Genomic DNA, 23,639 nt, shown 5'->3' on the forward strand with positions numbered 1-23,639 from the left:
TAGATTTTAGTTTATTCATGTGGCTATGATACTATATTTTCTGGGTTTGGTATTAGTTTTATTCTTTTTATATGCTGCATTAATAACCTACTTGTTACATAGCTTTACGCATTTTCACACTGTAAATTTTTGAATCCTATATACTAACTACATCAATGTCGATCCTTTTTTAACCTTAGGTGAACATTTGATGTTTTCTAAAAAATTACAAATATAATTAAATATCTAGGATAAAAGATGACACAAAAGCCCGTTAAACCAGAGCCAAATATGAATGTTCAGCAAGGCAATGCTGGTGAAACTCATCAGCAGGCTGATAATAATTCAACCAATTTAACTACGCAGCAAGGTATTGTTATTGCAGATAATCAGAATTCGCTAAAGGCAGGTCGCCGGGGTCCTGCATTGCTGGAAGATTTTATTTTACGCGAGAAAATTACCCATTTTGACCATGAACGTATTCCTGAGCGTGTTGTACATGCTCGTGGTACGGCAGCCCATGGTTATTTTGAATTAACTAAATCATTAGAGCAATTTACCACAGCTAAGGTATTAACAGAGGTGGGCAAACAAACCCCATTATTTACTCGTTTTTCAACGGTAGCCGGTGGTGCGGGATCGATTGATACGCCGCGTGATATTCGCGGTTTTGCCGTCAAAATCTATACAGAGGAAGGTAACTGGGATTTAGTGGGTAACAACACCCCTGTGTTCTTTATCCAAGATGCGATTAAATTTCCCGATATTATTCATGCTGTAAAAATGGAGCCTGATCGTGGTTTCCCACAAGCGGCATCAGCGCATGATACCTTTTATGATTTTATCTCGTTAAACCCTGAAACCTTACATAACTACCTATGGGCGATGAGTGATCGCGCTATTCCTCGCAGTTTACGCATGATTGAGGGCTTTGGTATCCATAGCTATCGCTTTATTAATGCCCAAGGCGAAAGTGTGTTCTTCCGTTATCACTGGCGTCCACGTTTGCAGCTTCAATCACATGTGTGGGATGAAGCTGTGAAAGTTGCCGGTGCTGATCCAGACTATCATCGTCGTGATTTATTTGAAACCTTGTTTGAAAATGGTGACGAAGTTGTTTGGGAATTTGGTGTGCAGATCTTTACCCAAGAACAAGCAGAAAAATTCCCATTTGATCATTTGGATGCAACCAAATTAATTCCAGAAGAATTAGTCCCTGTTGAAATCGTAGGTAAAATGGTATTAAACCGTTATCCCGATAACTTCTTTGCGGAAACAGAGCAAGTGGCTTTCTGCCCAGCAAACATCGTCCCAGGTATCGACTTTAGTAATGATCCGTTGCTACAAGGTCGTTTATTTAGTTACCTTGATACCCAGTTGTCACGTTTGGGCTCACCAAATTTTGCCCAGCTGCCAATTAATGCGCCAAAATGTCCATTCCATAATATGCAACGTGATGGCCATATGCAGATGCAAATTCCTAAAGGTCGCGTCGCTTATGAACCACAAAGTTTAGAACCAGAAAAACCGCGTGAAAATCCCACAGTAGGCTTTAAATCATTTGCTGAGGATTTAAGCCAAGGCAATGATACAGTTAAAGGTCGTATCCGTTCTGAAAGCTTTGCAGACTTTTATAGTCAACCACGTATGTTCTATCGTAGTCAAACCCCCATTGAGCAGGCGCATATTGCTTCAGCGATTGTGTTTGAGCTTTCAAAAGTTGAGACACCCTATATCCGTGAACGCATGGTTGCACAGCTGCTAACGGTTGATGAAACATTGGGTAAACGCGTTGCCGATGGGTTAGGCATGAAACCAGTGCCAAAACCGATTGAGCCGATTGTTCCGGTGCAAGATTTGCCATTATCTCCAGCTTTACAGTTGATTGGCAAAGCTAAACCAACGCTTGAAGGTCGTAAAGTCGCTATTTTAGTCGCAGATGATTCAAATGCAGAAATGCTTGAAAAATATAAAGCGGCGATTACCGCAGCCAAGGCAATTCCCTTTATTGTAGCGCCAAAAATTAGTATTACCTTAAACAATGGTGAAACCATTGCAGCTGACGGTCAATTAGCGGGCTCGCCTTCTGTCTTATTTGATGCAATCGTGAGTATCATTATGCCAGAGCAAGCGAAAAAACTAGCCAAAGTGAGTGAAGCGATTGCGTGGTTTAAAGATGCGCATGCCCATCTAAAAGCGATTGCTTATTGCGGTGCGACGGATGAATTTATTCTAATTCCCCAGCATATTGACAAAGACGCCAGTGTGGTCGCTTTAAAGGAAATAGATACCTTTATCGAGAAGGCCAAATCGCGTGAATGGGAACGTGAACCTAATGTGCGTGATTTAGCGTAATTCATCAACCCAGCAATAAAAAAGCTAGCTTAATAATAAGCTAGCTTTTTATTTGTTTGGCGGAAACGGAGGGATTCGAACCCTCGATACGCTATTAACGTATACACACTTTCCAGGCGTGCGCTTTCGACCACTCAGCCACGTTTCCAATCGAGTTGCAATTCCAAAATATAGGTAATCGCAAAACGGACGCCTATTTTACCCAAAATAATGCCAAATGTCATGTATAATTAATCAATTTTCATCGATGGCTAGAGTTGGTAAGTTATAGCGTATGAGTGGTTATCAGCGTTTTTCCCACAAATCACTGTCACAGACACTAGTAGTGATAGCTTTATCCTTATTGCCCTTATGGGCACATTCTAGCAGCTCTTTAGATTATCGCAAACAGCACCTCAATCAATGCGGCAATACCTATGCTAACCAACAAAGTCCGCAGCCTCTCTCGAATCCACCACTTGAGATTTATTATCTATGTCTAAATGGCTTTGCTGTGGGGTATTCGTCACTGAGTAAAACCGCCTTGTGGTCAGCGGAGTATTTGACGCGAGCGCGTATTGAAAAAGCGAGTGAACTATCTAGGGTTGATAATTTTCACGAAGAAAGTCAGCTGCCTAATCGGGTTAAAGGCTATTTAGCTGATTATCGCAACGTACCTTATGATCGTGGACATCTAGCGCCGAATGCAGATATGAGTACGCTTGAATCACAATATGATAGTTTTAGCCTTGCCAACATTGTACCGCAAAATCCCGTCAATAATCGTAGCACTTGGCGAGACATTGAGTCCCGTACCCGTTATCTAGCGATTAAACACAGCCGTATCTATGTGGTGACAGGGGTGGCTTTTATCGGTAATCGGGTTAAGAAAATCAATAATAATATATTAGTACCTAGTCATCTGTACAAAGCGATTTATATTCCAAGTCTACAACAAGCAGGGGTCTATTTTGCACCTAATGATGATAGTCAGCGAGTGGAAATCATTAGTCTGGATGAACTTGCGGTAAGAATAGGCGTGGATGCCATGCCAGGGTTATCAGGGAAGGTACAAAAAACGGCAATGACGCTGCCTATTGATGATTATTCACCAGCTACAAAAAATAAAAACACGCCAAAATCAGAGCCCGATAACCAGCAAATTTTATTAGTCTTAGTTAATTTAGTTTTGACCATTTTTGAATGGATAATCAGCCTATTTAAGTCCTAAAAATAGTAATTATACACAAATGACTGATTAGTCAGTTTAAGCTTTTGGAATTTTTTAAAAAAATAATTACTTAAAAATCAGTAAGTTAAAATTAAAAAAGCGGATAATTTTACCCTGTAAGGATGTAGAAAACTATTAGAAACTTTTGCGTATCAAAAAATATCTTTACCTCAAAACCATTTTGGCTATAATGATTGTCAATGGCACTGCATCTCACTTCCCTTACTTTTTTGCAGTGCGCTACAGAAGGAACTGTTATGAAAATTTCTCTTAAATCAATCAGCGTTGGTGTTGCTCTTTCTACTTTAAGTGTTGCTGCTATGGCTGCCGATCCAATCGTGGGTACTTGGCAAACTTATGAAGACAATCAACCAAAAGCGCAAGTTCAAATCTCACAAACAGGTGCTACTTTCACCGGTAAAATCGTTGCGGGCAATACTGAAAAAGCAAAATCTTTTGTTGGTAAAACTGTGTTAACAAACGTGAAAGCGAAAGGTAATGGCAAATATGCAGGTAAAGCAAAAGACCCACGTTGGGGTCTTGGATTAGGTGCAGATATTTCATTAAGCGGTTCAACCTTAACTTTATCTGTTCCAGTCAAAGGCAGCCAAACTTGGAAAAAAATTAAATAATCGCCCATGATTTGAAAGCCCAAAAAAGCTAGATATTAATATCTAGCTTTTTTATTTGTCCAATCGCAAGTTTTGTAGAGTCTTTTAGTATGCTTATATAAAAAAATAGGCTGATTGAATCAGCCTATGTTTATCATTCTTTGTCTATTCGATACGTTCGCCATGTACGGCTAAGTCAAGACCGGTGTATTCATCTTCATCAGTGACACGTAAGCCCATGGTTAATTGAATCACTTTAGCAATAATGAAAGTCACAATCGCGCAGTAGATGATAACCGCAAACACGCCTTCTAATTGCACCCACACTTGACCCATAGTCGATAAAGCCAGGGGTTTGCCAGTGATAGCAGGACTCACAAAGACACCTGTCAATATGGCGCCGACGATGCCACCAACGCCATGCAATCCAAACGCATCCAAGCTATCATCGATTTTTAACAGACGTTTGAGATAGTTGACTGCATAAAAGCAAACCAATGAAGTGATGATACCAATCGCTAATGCGCCTGCTACCGTCACAAAACCTGCCGCTGGGGTAATACCGACTAAACCTGCTACTGCACCTGATGCACCGCCCAATACAGAGGCTTTACCACGCACTAATTTTTCGATAGCAAACCAAGTCAATGCCCCTGCCGCTGCCGCTACTTGCGTGACGAGTAGCGCATTACCTGCCAATGCATTTGCTGCTAACGCACTACCGCCATTGAAGCCAAACCAACCTACCCAAATCAAACCCGTACCAATTAACGTTAAAGCCAAGTTTGAAGGTGCCATCGGGTCACGGTTATAGCCATTACGTTTACCTAAAACCGCCGCCAACACAATACCTGCTACACCTGCATTAATGTGCACGACCGTGCCGCCTGCAAAGTCTAGCGCACCATCTGCCATCAACCAGCCGCCGCCCCAAACCCAGTGGCAAATCGGTGCATACACCAATAATACCCAAAGGGCAGTAAAAACCATAAAGCTACTGAATTTAATACGTTCAGCAATCGAGCCTGCTAAGATTGCCACAGTGATAATGGCAAAGGTCATTTGAAAAGTGACAAATAACAGGGTGGGCACGGTACCCGTTAAATCACTTAGCCCAATATTAGATAACAATGCATTATCAAAACCGCCAACAAATTGATTAAAATCGCTGCTACCAAACGCCAGCGAATAACCTAACACTATCCAAACAATAGATACTAATGCTGTGGCACCATAACTGTGCGCCATCGTCCCTAAAATATTCTTTTTGCGCACCATACCTGAGTAAAACAACGCCAACCCTGGAATAGTCATTAGGAGCACTAATGCGGTAGAAATTAATACCCAAGCGGTGTCGCCTGCATTTAGCGTAGGCGTGTCAGCAGCATGAGCCACCAATGGAGATAACAACAATAATGATAAAATTGATTTAGTAGATACTAGTGGCTGTAAAAATTTGGCAAAAGCTGCCCTTGTAATGACGGCATTCATCGTAACCCCCTTAAAATTATTTGAGATAGTCGTTAAGCGGCTTGATAGGTCTGCGTTAATGTTTAAAGGATGGTCGACTTTAAAAGTTAACAAGCGTTGCCACAACGACAGTCATGATAGTGTTAGATAGCGTTAGCGCCTGTTTCACCAGTACGGATACGAATCACTTGTTCTAATGGTGATACAAAGATTTTGCCATCACCAATTTTGCCCGTGCTAGCCACGCGAGTGATAGCTTCAATCGCTGCATCAACCATTTCGTCAGTCACTGCAATTTCTAACTTAACCTTTGGTAAGAAATCAACCACATACTCAGCACCACGATACAATTCAGTATGACCTTTTTGACGGCCAAAACCTTTTACTTCGGTAACAGTGATACCTTGAACACCAATCTCAGAGAGTGACTCACGTACATCATCTAGTTTGAACGGTTTTAAGATAGCCGTAATTAATTTCATAATAATTTCCTTTTAAGTGCCGCTTATGGTTGAGTTAGTTACTATCTGCTGTAGTGGCTTAATAGCGGTTACCCTAAACAGCATTCGTATAGCGTGTTGAAAATGGTAGTTTCGATAATTCAAAAGCTATGCCAACTTTCAGAAATGTCCTATTTTTAAGGGGGTAAAAAATATAACCTATTGAAAATAAAGCAAAAACTTTTTTATGGTTTCAATGCGACCATCACACAGAAAGCGAAATTTTATTATAACCAAAAAATAAAAATTCCTCTAATGTAAATCAGTCATTGCACCAAAAAGGTTATTTGGGTGCCATTAACGATTTTGTAGATAATTTTTAGAATTATTTTAATGATTAGCGATAAAAATAAAATAATTGCACCAAAAAAGTGCATTTTACTGGCTAAAATCGTTAAATTTGTTGGGTAACACAGATACAAAGTATATCTTCATGGCAAAAATCGTAGCATTTAAACCGCCTTTTATTGCGGTCACTACAAAACATGAAAACTCACATTTAATCGCAAAACTTTTTGTCATAAAATGGTATGATAGAAAACGTTTTTAGCTTATGCTGCAAGTATTGTTATTGCCTTAGTTAGCGGTACCCTTATTTAAGTGCTACAAGTTTAAGTATTACAAGTCTAAGTGTTACAAGGAATTCTCGTGAGTCAACTCTCTGCCACTCAATCAGCCGTTTCAGCTGCTTCAACCAACCAAAGCATGCCATCAGCATCGAGCATGATTCAACGTGGCAATGGCTTACAAGTGGTGGTTGGACTTGGCAAATCAGGCTTGTCGGCAGTCAACTATTTACACGCGCTTGGCTACCCCGTAGCTGTCACCGATGCCGGTCTGCCCAAACTTGCCGAGCATTTGCCAACCAATATAGTGACCAAGTTTGGCGCATTAGATGGCGAGCTGTTGTCAGTGGCAGATCGCATTATCATCAGTCCTGGTATCGACCCTTATTTGCCGGTGTTTGATGGCGCGCGTGCGAAAAAAATCGCGATTGTCAGTGATATTCAATTGTTCCATGAGGTAGCTAAACAGCGACATATTCCGATTATTGCAATTACCGGCTCTAATGCCAAAAGCACCGTCACCACACTGGTTGGCGAGATGGTCAAAAATGCGGGATTTAAAGTCGGTGTCGGTGGTAACTTGGGAACGCCCGCGCTTGATTTGCTACTTGAGCCTATACAGATGGCGGTGCTTGAGTTATCCAGTTTTCAACTACAGACCACCACCAATTTGGCTGCCAAAGTGGCCACCGTGCTTAACATGTCGCCTGACCATCTAGATCGCCATGGCAATATGCTCGGCTATCACCAAGCCAAACACCGAATATTCCAAGGCGTGCAATCCATTGTGGTCAACCGCGAGGACTTGCTTAGTCGCCCGTTAGTAGCCGATGATATGCCCACCCTTACCTTTGGTAGTAACGCACCGGATATGAATCAGTACGGATTGATAAAAGATAGCGATGGTGAAATCTGGTTAGCCCGGGGTCGCGAGCGGTTACTCAATGAAAAAGACGTGCCGATCAAAGGTGAGCATAATTTGATGAATGCGCTGTCAGCCTTAGCAATTGGCGAGTTGGCGGGTCTGCCGCTAGACAGTATGTTAACAACATTAAAAAACTTTGTCGGGCTGCCACATCGCTGTGAATTTATCACAACTACCCACCAGCTCGATTGTTTTGACGACTCCAAAGGCACTAACATTGGCTCGACCATCGCAGCAATTTTGGGGCTAGGTAAAGTATATGCGCCCAAAGGCAAAAAACTCGCGGTGATTTTGGGCGGGCAAGGTAAGGGTCAAAACTTTGCTGAACTGGCAAAACCCTTGATGGATTATGCGCAAGTGGTGTACTTTATCGGTGAAGATGCCGATAAAATCGCGGCTGATTTGGCATCAGCGGGGTTAGATACTCACAATCCTGCAGGAATTGTGTTAACCCAATGCCAAACCTTAGAACAAGCGGTCAATCAAGCTTGGCAAGACCAGTCAACATTCCCCGCTTTAGGCGTATTATTGCTATCACCTGCTTGTGCAAGTTTTGATCAGTTTAGTGGCTATGTGGAACGTGGACAAGTTTTTCAACGCTTAGTCAAACCCCAATAATCATTCGCTAGTGTATTTTTAATATTTAGGTTGTGTTATGCCCGCGCCCCATTCGACTTCTTCGTCACTTTCTTCATCCCTCTCAGCTAACAGTGTTTCTGCTAAGAAAAGCCGCCAGTGGATTCCGCCCATTAATTCGGTGCTATTGACCACGGTGGCAACCATCATGGTATTTAGTCTGTTGATGGTGGCGTCCGCGTCAATACCTTTTGCACAAACCAAAAAACTGGGTGATTTTTACTTTTTTTATCACCAATTAGCGTACATGGGAATCGGTGCAGTTCTGGGTTTACTGGTGTATTTTATCCCGCTTCGCAAGACGTTTCGCTTAGATTTTATTATGTATGCGCTACTGGCTTGTCTGTTGCTGATTATTTATACCCTAATCGGTGGGTCAGTGATTAACGGCAGCAAACGCTGGATTGAATTGGGTGGTATCAATTTTCAGCCCTCTGAATTGGCAAAATTGTTGATGATTTTGTACACCTCAGATTATCTGGTGCGCCGATCAGAAGAGATTCGCAACCATTGGAAAGGCTTTTTGCGGCTAACACTGATAGCCATGGGGTTGACCTTGTTTATCATGTTGCAGCCTGACTTTGGCTCGGTGGTGATTATTGCAACCTGTATTGCGGCGATGATTTTTGTCGGCGGGTTACCCATGCGCCAGTTTTTTATCATCATGGGTGCCATGTTTTTGGCAGGTACCATGGCGATTATGGGGGCAAGTTACCGACTAAAGCGGGTAACCTCGTTTTTAGATCCGTTTGATGACTTAAAAAATAGTGACTATCAGCTAGGTCGCAGTATTGTAGCCTTTGCCCGCGGTGAATGGTTTGGTGTCGGTTATGGGGAAAGTATCCAAAAACTCTCACATTTACCGGAGGCGCATACCGACTTTTTGCTAGCGATTACCGGTGAAGAGTTAGGCTTGGTGGGTGTGTCATTTTTACTGGTGTTACAAATTATTTTGGTCACCACGGTTATGCGCATTAGCTACCAAGCGCTAGCACGGCACCAAACACGCTTAAGCTATTTTGCGTTTGGGGTTGGGATTTTGTTCTTTGGGCAAATTTTTGTTAATGCCGGCATGACCATGGGGATGCTACCTACCAAAGGGTTGACCATGCCATTTTTTAGCTATGGGGGTTCTTCTATGGTGGTCAATCTGATTATCGTCGGATTGTTGATGCGCATTATCAAAGAAAGCCCAACAATTCCTGCCAATCAATGTCGTTATTATTAACAGGTTGCCAAAAGATTTTGTAAGCTATCGACTTCAATATGCTGTTTGCCTTGTAGCGGCGTATGATCCCATTGGCAAACCGCTTGTTCGAGCATTGTGGTCGGTTTATCCATATCAATCGGCGGCTGTTGCAATAATTGTAGTGCCGTTTTGATAAGTTGGGGTGCAGGGTAGGCGTGAATCGGCTCTGCTAGCGTTTGTTTAGACAGTTTTTGCCCTTGTGCATTCACCAAAATGGGTAAGTGATAATACTGCTTGATAGGCTGAAAATTTAAATAATCGGCAATGACCATTTGCGGTATCGTCAATGGCAAGATATCCAGACCTCGCACGATTTGATTGACACTCTGTTGCGCGTCATCAATTACTACCGCAAGCATATAATTAATCATGCCTTTGCTGGCTGTTTGAACCTTTGAAAAAGACGGTTCAATGCGCCGCCTTCTGACCACAATATCACCCTGTTCTCGTTGCGGATTGCCTGAAATCACCCCTTGCAGCTGATCAAAAAAAAGCATTGGGTTATCTGGCATTACTAAGCGTATGGCATAATCGCGCGATAACCGCTTATGGACACAGATTCTAGGATAAGGGTATTGGGTATTGGGGTGGGCGAGTTGATAAGTTTGCAGGGATTTACGACTGCAATCACAGCCATAACTTACTGCTTTTAGTTGCTCATCCAATAACGCGTGATATGTGTTTAGGTGTTGCGACTGGTAGCGAATGTTACCATCCCAGTGCAAGCCTAATCGATCCAAATCTGCTAAAATTAAATCGCTAAATTTTGGATGACAGCGCTCAGTATCGGTATCTTCAATGCGTACTAGCCACTTGCCTTGCGCTTGCTTAGCGATACAGTAACTGGCAATCGCAGTCACCAGTGACCCCAAATGCAAAGCTCCCGTCGGAGAGGGAGCAAAGCGACCAATAACAGGAGATGTTGATAAATTAAGCATGACCCCATGCTTGTTTTTCTTTAATCTCTGATAAGGTTTTACAGTCGATACATTGGGTTGCGGTTGGACGGGCTTCTAAACGACGCACACCAATCTCTACACCACAAGTCTCACAAAAACCGTAGTCGCCACTATCAATTTCAGCAATCGATTTATCAATCTTGCGAATCAGTTTACGCTCACGGTCACGCGTGCGCAGAGCCAACGCAAACTCTTCTTCTTGGGTGGCGCGGTCATTAATATCAGGCATCGCCGTTGATTCATCTTGAATATAAGATTTGGTTGATTCAGCTTCGCTAATTAACTGCTCTTTCCAATCTAATAAAATTTTTCTAAAATGCGCAAGTTGTGCGTCATTCATATATTCTTCTTCAGCCGCTGGCTGATATGGGGTAAAGCTTAATTCACGTTCATTTTGGGCAGATGCCATAGCTAATTCCTTTAAAAACCGATAGTGATACAATTTTAAGTTTACAATTTCATTACGAGTTCAGCACTTAAGCCAATGACATCGCGTTATTAACGCTTTAAACACTGCAATTCGCCAGTATATGAAATCAAACTAAAATAAACGCTAAAACCTTAATAAACAAGCTAACCAAACTTTCACGACATTAAGTTTATGAACATAAGTTCAACAACCATGAAAAATTAGTCAGATAGTATCTGTTCTTTTGATACCAGTTGCAAGTAACCCATTGTTATATAAATTTATCCAACGTAAACCAGGGGCAATTTCGTCAATGGTATAATCTTTACACAAGGGTTTAAACTGTAGATTGGTCGATGGGCAGCCAAATACAGATGTCCTATAAGTAATCTTATGCATTTCTTGGTGTATATGACCGACAAATATAGCTTTAATGCGGTCTAGATACGGCATTACCACTTCCCAAAAACGCTCAGAATTTATTATAGTGTACTTATCGAGCCATGCTGAATCGATTAATACCATGGGATGATGACAGAAAATTGCACAAGGCCGATCGGCATTCGCTAACTGTTGCGCCAGCCACCGCAATGACTGCTCGTCAATTTTGCCATGACTGTGCCCCTCACAAGAAGAGTCTAATAACAATAAGTCCCAATAATCGGTGGCAATACTATAGCGGGTTTGCAGGCGAGAATCTGCTTTGACTGGCAAATGACGGCGTTGGGCAAAGGGTAAATGACTATCCAGCTCTAGGGTCACATCATGATTGCCCGGGATAGCTACAAAAGGAATATTGATGTCGTCTAAGGCTGAAAATAAACGGTCATAATTTTGCTGAGTAGGTTCTTGACATAAATCCCCCGTCAGTACCAACAAATCAACATTATCGCGCTGTTGTTTGACCAAGGATAATACCGATTCAAATGTGTCTGCGGTATTAACACCATTCATTAACTTATTAGGGTCATCAAAGAGATGCAGATCACTTAATTCAATAATTGAAAAATAATCGGCATGGTGTTGTGATATCGAACTTGGCAGTAACGTCACTCAGTTATCCTTAGAATAATGACGGTAATCGTGGCAGTACAACTTTATCAAACAACGGTTAATTAAATAAGGCATGTTTTATATCACAAATACTCATAATTGACAAACACAATAGCAAAATAATTTTTAGCCTATCTTCATTCAAATAATTGGATAAAATAGGGCACTATTGGCAGCGCTCACAAACACCTGAAAGCTCAATAATACTCGATTGGGTGGCAAAGTTGGTCGATTGCTCAACCTCAGTTAGCATGGTCTGGATAGATGGATGGCTAAACTCTTGTACCTCGCCACAGCATCGACAGACCAAAAAAGCGGCAACATGGCGATCAGTGGGCTGAGAACAAGCAAAAAATGCCTTGCTGGAATTTAATTGATGAACCAAACCATGCCTAAGCAAAAACTCCAAACTACGATATACGGTTGGCGGTGCGACGACTTTTTCGCTCGCTGCCTGCAGCAAATCCAATAATTCATACGCACCAATGGGTTGGGCGGCAAGTAAAATTAAACGATACACCTGCTCTCGCAATGCCGTAAAACGTAAACCTTGCGCTTGGCAATCTTGTTTTATCTGGGCAATCTGTACTTCAATCTGCTCGGCGGTCATTTGTTGCATACACATGGACATAGATAGGTGGCGACAATTTGCGTCGTAACTATTGGCTGATTGAATAGAACTTCCAGCTGATTGAATAGAAGGTTGGGTCATATCACATAAAATCATCAATAACTATCAAATTACTTTAGCATGAAAACCGCATAATTTGTCTGAGAGATTAGCAGTTTGGCTATAAAACTAGCAGAAAAAATAAAAAGCCTAATAACAGGCTATTCATAATATCTTGCTAGTTAAAATCAGCATAGATAAAACAACCTTTAGCCAAATTTTTAATCAAGATTCTGCTATACTAATTTCATCATTCCTGCCCACAATCAGCTACCCCTTATTTTGCTATGTCAAAACCTGCCAAGCCATTTGACCCACAGTCTATCCAACAATCCATCAACAAGCAGTCATGGCTGGTACTTGGGCTGGTTGCCATCGGGATTGTATGGGATGTTTGGCAAGGCAATAGCCAGTATACCGTGAGTAAAAATCTGCTAGCCGGTAGTGTGCTAGGGTGGGTGAGTCAAATCATCTTTGCTAAAATTTCCCTGAGCAAATCGGGCTATCAGCAGCGTCGTCAAATTGTTCATCGTTTTTACCAAGCGCATATGGCAAAGTGGGTGTTGACCATTATTGGATTTGCACTGATTTTTCTGCTGTTAAAACCGCTAAACGCCATTGCGGTATTCGCGGGCTACTTAATTTTGCAAATGAGTTACCTCATTATCACTTACCGAAATCCTTGGTAAAAAAAGGCTATTTACAATTATTTGGTAATAAAAGAAATAACCTAAACTAAATCACAAATAAATCCATTTAATCCTTTACAAAAAGGTAACAGTTGAATTAATATAGTGAAAATTTTTTAAAGGTGCGATTGCGCAGCGCTAATTGGCTAAAAAGAATTAGTTTTCAAGCAATTGCATATATGTTTTACTGATGACCCACTTATTTGAGTCAAGCAAAACACAGTAGGTCGATAGCCTATATTATTACGTTGATAAACAATCCGTTTATTCACGGTTCATCACCTTAGTTAAGCAGATTGCTTAAACGCCTCGATGTGCCTTTGACGTCATGTTTGCACTTCTCATTGAGTATCATCAGCTCAGTTAGATACGATTATAGTGTTAAGTTACAAATTTTTGTGATTAGACGAAATATCTGACGCTAACTCCCTCTATTATCAGCTCAATATAAAAAAGAAGTTAAGATTATGGCAGAAGCAAACGCAGAAATTACTTCAAATGAGTATATCAATCACCACTTGACAAACTGGACTTTCGGTAATCACCCAACAGAAGGTTGGATAGTTGCCGAAACCAAACAGCAAGCTTCTGAAATGGGTTTCAATGCGATTCATTTAGACTCAATGCTGTGGTCGATTGGTTTAGGGGTGCTTTTTTGTGCCATTTTTTATATGGTGGCAAAAAAAGCAACCTCGGGTGTACCCGGCAAAATGCAAGCTTTTATTGAAATGATTGTGGAGTTTGTTGATAGTAACGTTCGTGATACTTATCATGGCACATCAAAGGTTATTGCGCCATTAGCACTGACTATTTTTGTGTGGATTTTCTTGATGAACTTCATGGATCTTCTGCCAGTTGATTATTTGCCTGTAATTGCACAAAAAATTGGTGGTTTGCTAGGACATAACCCACACCATGTTTACATGAAAGTCGTACCAAGTACTGACCCAAATGTGACGCTTGGTATGTCGTTCTCAGTATTTGCACTGATCATTTTTTATAGTATTAAAGAAAAAGGTTTTGGCGGTTTTATTGGTGAATTAACCCTTCATCCATTTAGCGCAAAAAACCCAATCGCTAAAATCTTATTGATTCCAGTGAACTTTATCCTAGAGTTTGTAACTCTAATCGCAAAACCTATCTCACTTGGCTTACGACTATTCGGTAACATGTATGCAGGTGAATTAATTTTTGTGTTAATCGCCCTTATGCCATTTTGGATTCAATGGGTGTTATCAGTACCGTGGGCAATCTTCCACATTTTAGTAATCACTTTGCAAGCGTTCGTTTTCATGATGCTAACCATTGTCTATCTTAGCCTTGCATCACAAACTGAACATTAATTTCAAAACAGTAATGAGGATACATCAATGACTCTAGAAGGTATGACCGTTCTTGCCGTTGCTTTGCTAATCGGTTTAGGTGCACTAGGCACAGGTATTGGCTTTGCAATCTTAGGTGGCAAATTCTTAGAGGGCGTCGCTCGTCAACCAGAACTAGGTTCACAATTGCAAACTCGTATGTTCATCGTGGCAGGTCTTCTTGACGCCGTACCGATGATCGGTGTTGGTATTGCAATGTTATTGTTATTCGCAAATCCTTTAGCAGGTTAATAGGTACACTATCAGTACAATGTCCACATCATCTTATGTGGACAAGGATTGAAGAAACTTAATTAACGAGGGATTCTAAGTGAATATCAATGCAACCCTAATTGGACAATCGATTGCATTCGCCATCTTCGTGATGTTTTGCATGAAGTTTGTGTGGCCGCCTTTGGTTGCTGCTATTTCGGATCGCCAACGTAAAATCGCAGATGGCCTAAATGCTGCCGAAAAAGCCAAAGCAGACTTAGCAACTGCATCACAAGCTGCAGAGCAAGAGCTTATCGCAGCAAAAGCAAAAGCCGCTTCACTCATTGACCAAGCGAACAAAAGCGCTAATCAAATGATTGAAGATGCCAGAGTGCAAGCACAAGTGGAAGGCGAACGTATTCGTCAGCAAGCGCGTGAAGCAATTGATCAAGAAATTAATAAAGCCCGTGAAGGTTTACGCGCGCAGGTTGCAGAACTTGCCGTACTCGGTGCTGAAAAAATCTTACAAGAAAAGGTCAATCCAGAAACTCATGCCAATATGTTAAACCAATTGGCAGCCAAGTTATAAGTAGCAATAGTACAGTGAGGATATGATGGCTGATTTATCAACCTTAGCAAGACCCTATGCAAAAGCAGCATTTGATTATGCTAAAGAGCATCACGCTGTCAATGAGTGGCAAGATTACTTAAACGTGATGAATGCCATCGTTAGTGATAAAGCATTTGCCGATTATATCAATAATCCAGCAGTTGCTGCACAAGCTAAAGTCGCTACTTTAAAAGACCTTTATAACCAAAGTTCACCTGAAGATAGCAATACTGTGTTTAAAACTTTAAGCACCGCTATTGAGGGTGGGGCACAAGCAGATTCCAATGCTTTTGTTAATTTTTTGACGCAACTTGCAGAGCAAGATCGTTTGGCATTATTACCCAGTATCAATGAGCGTTTTGGTTTATTAAAAGCCGCTGATGCAAAAGAAGTTCATGCGTATGTCACGTCGGCATATCCATTAACGCAAGTGCAAGAGCAACTCATTGAACACCGACTGGCTACCTCCCTAGGCGCGAAGGTCGTACTACATGTCAATGTAGACCCTGCCCTAATTGCAGGTGTGACGATTAAGGTCGGTGACAAAGTAATCGATGACTCTGTACGTGGCAAATTAAAACAGTTAAAAACACAGCTGACGGCATAAATTTCAACAAAATTGATTCTAGTCAGTAAAATTTAAGGAACAGTGCAATGCAACAATTGAATCCAGCGGAAATCAGTAATCTGATTAAGCAGCGAATTCAAGACCTGACTGCGGGTGCCACAGCAAAGAACGAAGGCACTATTGTCATGGTATCTGACGGTATCGTACAGATTCATGGTCTTGAAGATGCCATGTACGGCGAAATGATTGAGTTTGAAGGTGGCGTATATGGTATGGCGCTAAACCTTGAACAAGACTCAGTCGGCGCGGTTGTTCTAGGTGAATACTTGAATCTCCAAGAAGGACAAAAAGCTTACTGTACTGGTCGTATTTTAGAAGTACCAGTTGGACCCGAGCTTTTAGGTCGTGTGGTAGATGCACTGGGTAATCCTATCGATGGTAAAGGCCCAATTAACGCCAAATTAACGGATAAAGTTGAAAAAATCGCCCCAGGCGTTATCGACCGTCAATCAGTTGATGAGCCAGTGATGACAGGTTATAAAGCTGTTGATACCATGATTCCAATCGGACGTGGTCAACGTGAGCTTATCATTGGTGACCGCCAAACTGGTAAAACAGCCATGGCAATCGATGCGATCATCGCGCAAAAACACTCGGGCATTAAATGTGTATACGTAGCCGTTGGTCAAAAACGTTCAACCATCGCAAACGTGGTACGTAAACTAGAAGAAACAGGCGCACTAGCTTATACAACGGTTGTGGTTGCATCTGCTTCTGAACCTGCAGCGCTGCAGTACATCGCGCCATATTCTGGTTGTACTATGGGTGAATACTTCCGTGACCGCGGTGAAGATGCGCTAATCATTTATGATGACTTATCAAAACAAGCCGTAGCCTATCGTCAAATTTCATTGCTTTTACGTCGTCCACCAGGACGTGAAGCTTACCCAGGTGACGTATTCTACCTTCACTCACGCCTATTAGAGCGCGCTTCACGCGTAAACGCTGAGTATGTAGAAAAATTCACCAACGGTGCTGTAACAGGTAAAACAGGTTCGTTAACTGCCTTGCCAATTATTGAAACCCAAGCAGGTGACGTATCAGCATTCGTACCAACCAACGTGATTTCAATTACGGACGGTCAGATCTTCCTAGAGTCAAGCTTATTTAACTCAGGTATCCGTCCAGCGGTGAATGCGGGTATTTCAGTTTCTCGTGTGGGTGGTGCAGCGCAGACTAAAATCATCAAAAAACTGTCAGGTGGTATCCGTACCGCATTAGCACAGTATCGTGAATTGGCTGCATTTGCACAGTTTGCTTCTGACTTAGATGACGCGACACGTAAACAGCTTGACCATGGTCAACGTGTGACTGAATTGATGAAACAAAATCAATATGCACCGATGTCAATTGCTGAACAAGCTGCGGTAATTTATGCCTCTAACGAAGGCTATCTAGCTGATGTCCCAGTGAACAAAGTGGGTGCATTTGAAGCAGGTTTGTTACGTTACCTACGTGACCAACATGGTGATTTTATGGCAGACATTGATAACACTGCCAACTATAATGATGATATCGCAAACCAATTCAAATCAGCGATTGAAAACTATAAGCAAAATCATTCATTCTAAGATTTACTGAAATTTTAGAACTGCATTGTCATAGAACAAATGAACAAAGGAGTTATGATTACTTTGTTCATTTTTCCAAATTTCGTCCATGTTACATCAATGGGCGTGGACTGAAACTAAACATGGCTGTATGGATTATTTATGGCAAGTTTAAAAGAAATTCGAGCAAAAGTTGCTAGTATTAAAAGTACCCAGAAAATTACTCGCGCCATGCAAATGGTTGCAGCGAGTAAGATGCGACGTGCCCAAGAACGTATGCAACTAGGTCGTCCTTATGCTGATAGCATGCGTCGAGTGGTTTCTCATCTAGTTAAAGCTTCACCAGACTACAAACATCCTTACCTAGTGCCTCGTGCGGTTAATCGTGTTGGCTATATTGTAGTCAGTTCTGACCGTGGTCTTGCAGGTGGTTTGAATATCAACTTATTCAAAAAATTGATGCAGCACGTTAAACAACAAAAAAGCCAATCGGTTGAAACCCGTTTTGCGGTGATTGGTCAAAAAGGCGTTAGCTTCTTTAAAACATTTGGTGGTACGGTGATTGCTGCGGAAACTCACTACGGTGACAACCCAAGCTTTGAGCAACTTAGTGTGCCAGTTCAAGTGATGCTTGATGCGTATAATCGTGGCGAAATTGATGAGATTTACATGGTATATAACGAATTCGTGAATGCCATGACCCAGAATCCTAGTGTGCAACGCTTAGTACCGATTGCGGCTGAGTCTTTGGTTGATGAAACGATGGCAAATCGTGAACACAGCTGGGATTACATCTATGAGCCAACTACCAAAGAGCTGCTTGATGGTTTGATGGGACGTTATGTTGAATCAATCGTCTATCAAGGTGTGGTAGAAAATATTGCTTCTGAACAGTCTGCACGTATGGTTGCTATGAAAGCAGCAACGGATAACGCAGGTAACTTAATTAACGAATTACAATTGGTTTACAACAAGCTGCGTCAAGCGGCGATTACCCGAGAAATTTCGGAAATCGTTGGCGGTGCTGCTGCTGTTTCATAATTGACCTACATTCAAGGAGAGCGTAATGAGTAGCGGTCGTATTGTACAGATTATTGGCGCGGTTATTGACGTTGAATTTGACCGTCAAAGCGTACCAAAAATTTATGATGCCTTAAAAGTTGAAGGCACAGAAACTACATTAGAAGTACAACAACAATTGGGTGATGGTATCGTACGTACTATTGCCATGGGTTCTACTGAGGGTCTAAAACGTGGTCTACCAGTTAGCAACTCTGGTGCACCAATCTCTGTGCCAGTGGGTAAAGGTACCCTAGGTCGTATCATGGACGTTTTAGGACGTCCAATCGACGAAGCAGGTCCGGTAGAGCATAGCAACACTTGGGCTATTCACCGTGAAGCGCCAAGCTACGACGAACAATCAAACTCTACTGAACTTTTAGAAACCGGTATTAAAGTAATTGACTTATTATGCCCATTTGCTAAAGGCGGTAAAGTCGGTCTGTTCGGTGGCGCGGGTGTTGGTAAAACCGTTAACATGATGGAACTTATCAATAACATCGCAAAAGCACACTCAGGTTTATCGGTATTTGCTGGGGTAGGTGAGCGTACCCGTGAAGGTAATGACTTCTACCACGAGATGAAAGACTCAAACGTACTTGATAAAGTTGCGATGGTGTATGGTCAGATGAATGAGCCGCCAGGAAACCGTTTACGTGTTGCCTTGACCGGTTTGACCATGGCGGAATACTTCCGTGACGAAAAAGATGAGAACGGTAAGGGTCGTGACGTATTATTGTTTGTTGACAATATTTATCGTTATACACTAGCGGGTACCGAAGTATCAGCATTATTAGGTCGTATGCCATCTGCGGTAGGTTATCAGCCAACGCTTGCAGAAGAGATGGGTGTATTACAAGAACGTATTACTTCAACCCAATCAGGTTCTATTACTTCTGTTCAAGCGGTATATGTTCCTGCCGATGACTTGACTGACCCATCACCTGCGACAACCTTTGCTCACTTAGACGCAACAGTGGTATTGAGCCGTGATATTGCTTCACAAGGTATTTACCCAGCGGTTGACCCACTAGACTCAACGTCACGTCAGTTAGACCCACTGGTCATTGGTGAAGAGCACTATGCTGTTGCTCGTGGTGTCCAAGAAGTGTTACAACGCTTTAAAGAGTTGAAAGACATTATTGCGATTTTGGGTATGGACGAATTATCAGAAGATGATAAATTAGTGGTATACCGTGCACGTAAAATCCAACGTTTCTTGTCACAACCTTTCCACGTTGCAGAGGTATTCACTGGCTCACCAGGGAAATACGTACCAATCCGTGAAACCATTCAAAGCTTTAAAGCAATCTTGAATGGTGAGTATGATGACTTGCCAGAACAAGCATTCTACATGAAAGGTGGTATTGAAGAAGTGGTTGCTGCAGCAGAAAAACTACGCGGCTAATTTCTCAATCAAACCCTGTTAGTTTAAAATAAAGTAACAGGGTTTTATCAACCTAATTTTGCAATACCATAGGAGAGAACTGTGGCAACTTTACAATGTAATGTCGTCAGTGCGAAAGAAACTATCTACTCTGGTGAGATTAGTATGTTAATTGCTACTGGGGTAGAAGGTGAAGTCGGTATTTTGCCAGGACATATTCCTTTTATTACGCTATTAAAGCCGGGCACCATGCAGATCAAAACCAGCAATGGCAATGATGAAATGGTGTATGTATCAGGTGGTGTTTTAGAAGTACAACCGCATTTAGTGACGGTATTGGCAGATACGGCAGTACGTGCGAATGACTTAGATGAAGCCAAAATTTTGGAAGCACGTCGTCATGCAGAACAAAGCTTGCAAAATCAAAAAGCCGATATCGACACCTCTGCGGCTTTGGCAGCATTGGCAGAATCTTTGGCACAATTGCAAACCTTACAAAAATTCAAAAACCGTGCCTAATTTTGATGGTACTATGTTTAAAGACAGTGGCTATGACCACTGTTTTTTTTATGGGTGATTGAAAATATAAGTGCTTAAAAAAAGCGTGATTAAAAAAGGGTACTTAAAAATTTGCTAATTATCTTTTAAACCAAAGGTAGCAAAAAATTTTATCCGTTACCAAACAGATAACCTTATATCGTATGTTTTTAAAGCTTATTATATGTGGTATTTATACTTTTTTTATGTTTAGTTACGTTTTAACAATATTAAATTGGCTATTTTTTCGCTAAATTAATTCAATTATATTGTAGTAGTACAGGTAATGCGTAAACTTTCATTACCTATTGCTGATAGATAAATAAAGATATATTCTGATATAAGTATTAAGAGTATGTATAAAATTTTTTGGAGGAAATTATGTCAGAAGAAGAGTTGATACCCCGAGTATTGATTGTAGAGGATGATGAGCGTCTTGCAACCTTAACCCAAGATTATTTGCGTAAAAATGGTCTAGATGTGGCAATTGAAACTGATGGTAACCGTGCGATTCGTCGTATTGTCGCTGAGCAGCCTGATATGGTGGTGCTTGATGTGATGTTGCCAGGTAGTGACGGTTTGACGGTATGCCGTGAAGTACGTCCTCATTTTCATAACCCTATCTTAATGCTAACCGCGCGTACCGAAGATATGGACCAAGTATTAGGTCTAGAAATGGGTGCGGACGACTATGTGGCAAAACCCGTTCAGCCGCGTGTGTTATTAGCGCGCATTCGTGCACTATTGCGCCGCTCTGATACCGCGCCAACCGATGAAGTGCCACAGCGTCTTGAATTTGGCGATTTGGTTATTGATAACGGCGGTCGTTCGGTTACTTTGAATGATGAGCTTGTTGACTTTACCAGTGCGGAATATGATTTGTTGTGGTTGTTGGCATCAAATGCAGGTCGTATCTTATCGCGTGAAGATATTTTTGAACGTCTGCGTGGTATCGAGTATGATGGTCAAGACCGCTCGATTGACGTACGTATTTCTCGTATCCGTCCAAAAATTGGTGATGATCCAGAAAACCCAAAACGTATCAAAACCGTTCGCAGTAAAGGCTATCTGTTTGTCAAAGAAAACTAACATAGTATTGATAAACACAGTATTGAAAAAAGTCAGCATCAAGCTGGCTTTTTTTATCGCTATCACTGGTAACTTTGCTACCTAGTAATTGGTAGATTTAGCACAACAATTTGCTACGTTACTAGACAATCGCTTCATGAATTTTACATTGTAATATTAATTTTGCTAGGTAATAATACGGCTATTATCTTTCGACCTTAACCCTAGATTTTTATGCCACTATTATCCTCCTTAAACCAATCTATCTTTCTGCGGATTTATGCAGGTCTGTTACTTATCTGTTTGTTGGTTGCGTTGTTTGCGCAATTACTTATCACCACTATCAACGCAGAGCGCGTACAGACTTATCGCGAGGATATGGCATCAGCGGCATTTTATCTCATTGACTCAGGATTGTCGCGCCAAGTAACGGCGCAAGAGCGTAATTTTTGGCTCTCTGATGTCAGTACCTTATTTGATACTAAGTTTGAAATCGAACCGACCTCAAAAGCGGATTTTAAAACCAGCGAAATTAATCGACTCAACAAACAACAAGCCGTAGTACGTTTTAATGGCGATACCAATACCGCAGAGATTTATCATAAAGTCTCGGGTGAGAACAACGTCTTGCATGTCAGCGTCAATAAACTCAATGAGCAACAAATTAAAGGGATAGGCGTGTTGCTGCTCGATGATTTGTCTTACTATCGCACCTTGGCAGAAAAACAGCAACGCTTGCAACAAATTCAAAAATTTTTCCCTTTTAAGCTCACCTTGCAATCCGTTAATAAACTGCAACTTGATACCGACCAAAAAGCGCGACTGTATCGCAAAGATATCGTGATTATGTTCCGTGACAATACCAGTGTAGAGAATTCATCGATTCGGGTACTAGCACCGACTGAACTCCAAGATACTGTGGTGGATTTGGGACCCATTCCACTGTTTAACTGGTTTCCGCTTAATCTGATTATTAGTATCACGCTCATTAGTATGTTCTTAATCAGTCTAGGGGTGTATGCGCTGATTTTCCCATTAGAGCGTAAACTGCAGCTCATTCAAAGCGGTATCACCAAAGTGCGCGAAGGTAAGCTCAATACCAAAGTAAAAGTCGTGGGTGAAGATGAAATTGCTCATCTAGCGGCAACCTTTAATAGTATGACTGAGCACATCCGCCGTTTGATTGAATCACAGCGCGAGTTGACCCGTGCCGTATCCCATGAGTTGCGTACCCCAGTAGCACGTATTCGCTTTGCCGTGGATATGTTGGCTGATACGGATGATTATGACGATCGCATGAGTCAGCGTGATTATATCGATCAGGATATCGAATCGCTCAATGGCTTGATTGATGAGATTTTGACCTATGCCAAGCTTGAAGAAGGCTCACCTAAAATGGACTGGGAAGATGTCGATTTGCAAGAACTCGTTTCACAGATTGTCCGCGAGACCAATGCGCTTGGTAAACCTGTCACCGTCAAAGTAGGTAAGGTGCAAAAAGGTGCGTTTGCACAAGCCGATAGACGCTATTTACACCGCGTGTTGCAAAACTTGGCAGGTAATGCCACCCGTTATGCCGAAAGCACCATTATCATCTCAGCAGGCTTAGAAAAAAATGAAGCCTTTATCAGTGTGGAAGATGATGGGCAGGGTATTCCAGAAAAAGACCGTGAAAAAGTCTTTATCCCGTTTGCGCGTCTGGATGATAGTCGTACTCGTGCCTCGGGTGGTTATGGTCTTGGCTTATCAATCGTGTCTCGAATTGCGTTTTGGTTTAATGGGCGCATGTCAGTGGATGAAAGCCCGACCTTGGGTGGGGCGCGATTTATCATGAAATGGCCGAAAAGCCAGCTAGCTTCAAGTATTGAAGCCGATGAAATTACCCAAAAAAGTAGCGAGAAAAAATACACGGATGAGCAAGGGTCATAAGCTCGTTACGAGTAAC

General features: G+C 41.7%; 22 protein-coding genes and 1 tRNA gene. 16 read left to right on the plus strand and 7 right to left on the minus strand.

What is annotated here, in order from left to right; all coding sequences use genetic code 11:
- The first annotated feature begins 270 nt into the window (after nt 1-270).
- The gene (locus tag RT034_RS07420; protein WP_409566344.1) at nt 271-2,334 is read left to right on the plus strand and encodes a catalase; all 2,064 of its coding nucleotides are present in this window, start codon (nt 271-273) and stop codon (nt 2,332-2,334) included.
- A gap of 57 nt (nt 2,335-2,391) precedes the next feature.
- Here RT034_RS07420 and RT034_RS07425 read toward each other — a convergent pair.
- A tRNA-Ser gene (locus RT034_RS07425) sits at nt 2,392-2,482 on the minus strand.
- Between the two features lie 126 nt (nt 2,483-2,608).
- Here RT034_RS07425 and RT034_RS07430 point away from each other — a divergent pair.
- Both RT034_RS07430 and RT034_RS07435 read left to right on the plus strand, forming a co-directional pair.
- Nucleotides 2,609-3,544 carry a DNA/RNA non-specific endonuclease gene (locus RT034_RS07430; protein WP_313015642.1) on the plus strand — a complete coding sequence of 312 codons (936 nt, stop codon included), beginning with the start codon at nt 2,609-2,611 and terminating at the stop codon, nt 3,542-3,544.
- 257 nt (nt 3,545-3,801) lie between these two features.
- A complete protein-coding gene (locus tag RT034_RS07435; RefSeq protein WP_188875943.1) occupies nt 3,802-4,176 on the plus strand; it encodes a DUF2147 domain-containing protein in 375 nt (124 codons plus the stop codon).
- Nucleotides 4,177-4,320: 144 nt separating this feature from the next.
- Here RT034_RS07435 and RT034_RS07440 read toward each other — a convergent pair whose 3' ends face one another.
- Together RT034_RS07440 and RT034_RS07445 are read right to left on the minus strand one after the other, a co-directional pair.
- Nucleotides 4,321-5,646, minus strand: a complete 1,326-nt coding sequence (locus RT034_RS07440) for an ammonium transporter (protein ID WP_409566338.1) — start codon at nt 5,644-5,646, stop codon at nt 4,321-4,323.
- 122 nt (nt 5,647-5,768) lie between these two features.
- Nucleotides 5,769-6,107, minus strand: coding sequence for a P-II family nitrogen regulator (locus RT034_RS07445; protein ID WP_007115809.1), 339 nt, complete (start codon nt 6,105-6,107; stop codon nt 5,769-5,771).
- Nucleotides 6,108-6,848: 741 nt separating this feature from the next.
- On the opposite strand from RT034_RS07445, the gene murD reads away from it, so the two are divergent.
- Nucleotides 6,849-8,234: a UDP-N-acetylmuramoyl-L-alanine--D-glutamate ligase gene (gene murD, locus RT034_RS07450; protein WP_313015824.1), complete on the plus strand. Its 1,386-nt coding sequence runs from the start codon at nt 6,849-6,851 to the stop codon at nt 8,232-8,234.
- A gap of 37 nt (nt 8,235-8,271) precedes the next feature.
- On the plus strand, nt 8,272-9,480 hold the full coding sequence (ftsW, locus tag RT034_RS07455) for a putative lipid II flippase FtsW (RefSeq protein ID WP_313015647.1): 1,209 nt from the start codon (nt 8,272-8,274) through the stop codon (nt 9,478-9,480).
- On the opposite strand, the gene gluQRS is transcribed toward ftsW, so the two are convergent.
- The 4 genes from gluQRS to RT034_RS07475 form a co-directional block, all read right to left on the minus strand.
- Nucleotides 9,477-10,439, minus strand: coding sequence for a tRNA glutamyl-Q(34) synthetase GluQRS (gluQRS, locus tag RT034_RS07460; protein ID WP_313015650.1), 963 nt, complete (start codon nt 10,437-10,439; stop codon nt 9,477-9,479). The two genes, ftsW and gluQRS, sit on opposite strands and share 4 nt — an antisense overlap.
- On the minus strand, nt 10,432-10,869 hold the full coding sequence (gene dksA, locus RT034_RS07465; protein WP_007115815.1) for an RNA polymerase-binding protein DksA: 438 nt from the start codon (nt 10,867-10,869) through the stop codon (nt 10,432-10,434). The genes gluQRS and dksA overlap by 8 nt, the downstream gene beginning before the upstream one ends.
- A 225-nt stretch (nt 10,870-11,094) precedes the next feature.
- Entirely contained in the window at nt 11,095-11,922 is an 828-nt protein-coding gene (locus tag RT034_RS07470; protein ID WP_313015653.1) for a metallophosphoesterase, read from the minus strand.
- A gap of 166 nt (nt 11,923-12,088) precedes the next feature.
- Nucleotides 12,089-12,541 (minus strand): Fur family transcriptional regulator, encoded by a 453-nt coding sequence (locus RT034_RS07475; protein ID WP_313015656.1) that lies wholly within the window; start codon nt 12,539-12,541, stop codon nt 12,089-12,091.
- A gap of 338 nt (nt 12,542-12,879) precedes the next feature.
- On the opposite strand from RT034_RS07475, the gene RT034_RS07480 reads away from it, so the two are divergent.
- From RT034_RS07480 to RT034_RS07530, 11 genes are all read left to right on the plus strand, one after another.
- A complete protein-coding gene (locus RT034_RS07480) occupies nt 12,880-13,281 on the plus strand; it encodes an ATP synthase subunit I (protein WP_313015659.1) in 402 nt (133 codons plus the stop codon).
- A 467-nt stretch (nt 13,282-13,748) separates the two neighbouring features.
- Entirely contained in the window at nt 13,749-14,624 is an 876-nt protein-coding gene (gene atpB / locus RT034_RS07485) for a F0F1 ATP synthase subunit A (RefSeq protein WP_219300284.1), read from the plus strand.
- 27 nt (nt 14,625-14,651) lie between these two features.
- Complete coding sequence (gene atpE / locus RT034_RS07490) at nt 14,652-14,894, plus strand: F0F1 ATP synthase subunit C (RefSeq protein WP_007115820.1); 243 nt, start codon at nt 14,652-14,654, stop codon at nt 14,892-14,894.
- 79 nt (nt 14,895-14,973) lie between these two features.
- Nucleotides 14,974-15,444: a F0F1 ATP synthase subunit B gene (locus tag RT034_RS07495; RefSeq protein ID WP_036594652.1), complete on the plus strand. Its 471-nt coding sequence runs from the start codon at nt 14,974-14,976 to the stop codon at nt 15,442-15,444.
- Between the two features lie 25 nt (nt 15,445-15,469).
- Entirely contained in the window at nt 15,470-16,072 is a 603-nt protein-coding gene (locus tag RT034_RS07500) for a F0F1 ATP synthase subunit delta (RefSeq protein WP_076775457.1), read from the plus strand.
- A gap of 47 nt (nt 16,073-16,119) precedes the next feature.
- A complete protein-coding gene (gene atpA, locus RT034_RS07505; protein WP_007115823.1) occupies nt 16,120-17,664 on the plus strand; it encodes a F0F1 ATP synthase subunit alpha in 1,545 nt (514 codons plus the stop codon).
- 141 nt (nt 17,665-17,805) lie between these two features.
- Nucleotides 17,806-18,684: a F0F1 ATP synthase subunit gamma gene (gene atpG, locus RT034_RS07510; protein ID WP_065253550.1), complete on the plus strand. Its 879-nt coding sequence runs from the start codon at nt 17,806-17,808 to the stop codon at nt 18,682-18,684.
- 25 nt (nt 18,685-18,709) lie between these two features.
- Nucleotides 18,710-20,110, plus strand: a complete 1,401-nt coding sequence (atpD, locus tag RT034_RS07515; protein WP_219300278.1) for a F0F1 ATP synthase subunit beta — start codon at nt 18,710-18,712, stop codon at nt 20,108-20,110.
- An 81-nt stretch (nt 20,111-20,191) separates the two neighbouring features.
- On the plus strand, nt 20,192-20,608 hold the full coding sequence (locus RT034_RS07520) for a F0F1 ATP synthase subunit epsilon (protein ID WP_007115826.1): 417 nt from the start codon (nt 20,192-20,194) through the stop codon (nt 20,606-20,608).
- Nucleotides 20,609-21,007: 399 nt separating this feature from the next.
- Nucleotides 21,008-21,715: a response regulator gene (locus RT034_RS07525; RefSeq protein WP_007115827.1), complete on the plus strand. Its 708-nt coding sequence runs from the start codon at nt 21,008-21,010 to the stop codon at nt 21,713-21,715.
- Nucleotides 21,716-21,928: 213 nt separating this feature from the next.
- Nucleotides 21,929-23,623 (plus strand): ATP-binding protein, encoded by a 1,695-nt coding sequence (locus tag RT034_RS07530; RefSeq protein WP_312535433.1) that lies wholly within the window; start codon nt 21,929-21,931, stop codon nt 23,621-23,623.
- The last annotated feature ends 16 nt before the right edge of the window (nt 23,624-23,639 follow it).

It is taken from the genome of Moraxella sp. CTOTU48841 (assembly GCF_032061225.1).
Lineage (GTDB): Bacteria > Pseudomonadota > Gammaproteobacteria > Pseudomonadales > Moraxellaceae > Faucicola > Faucicola cinerea.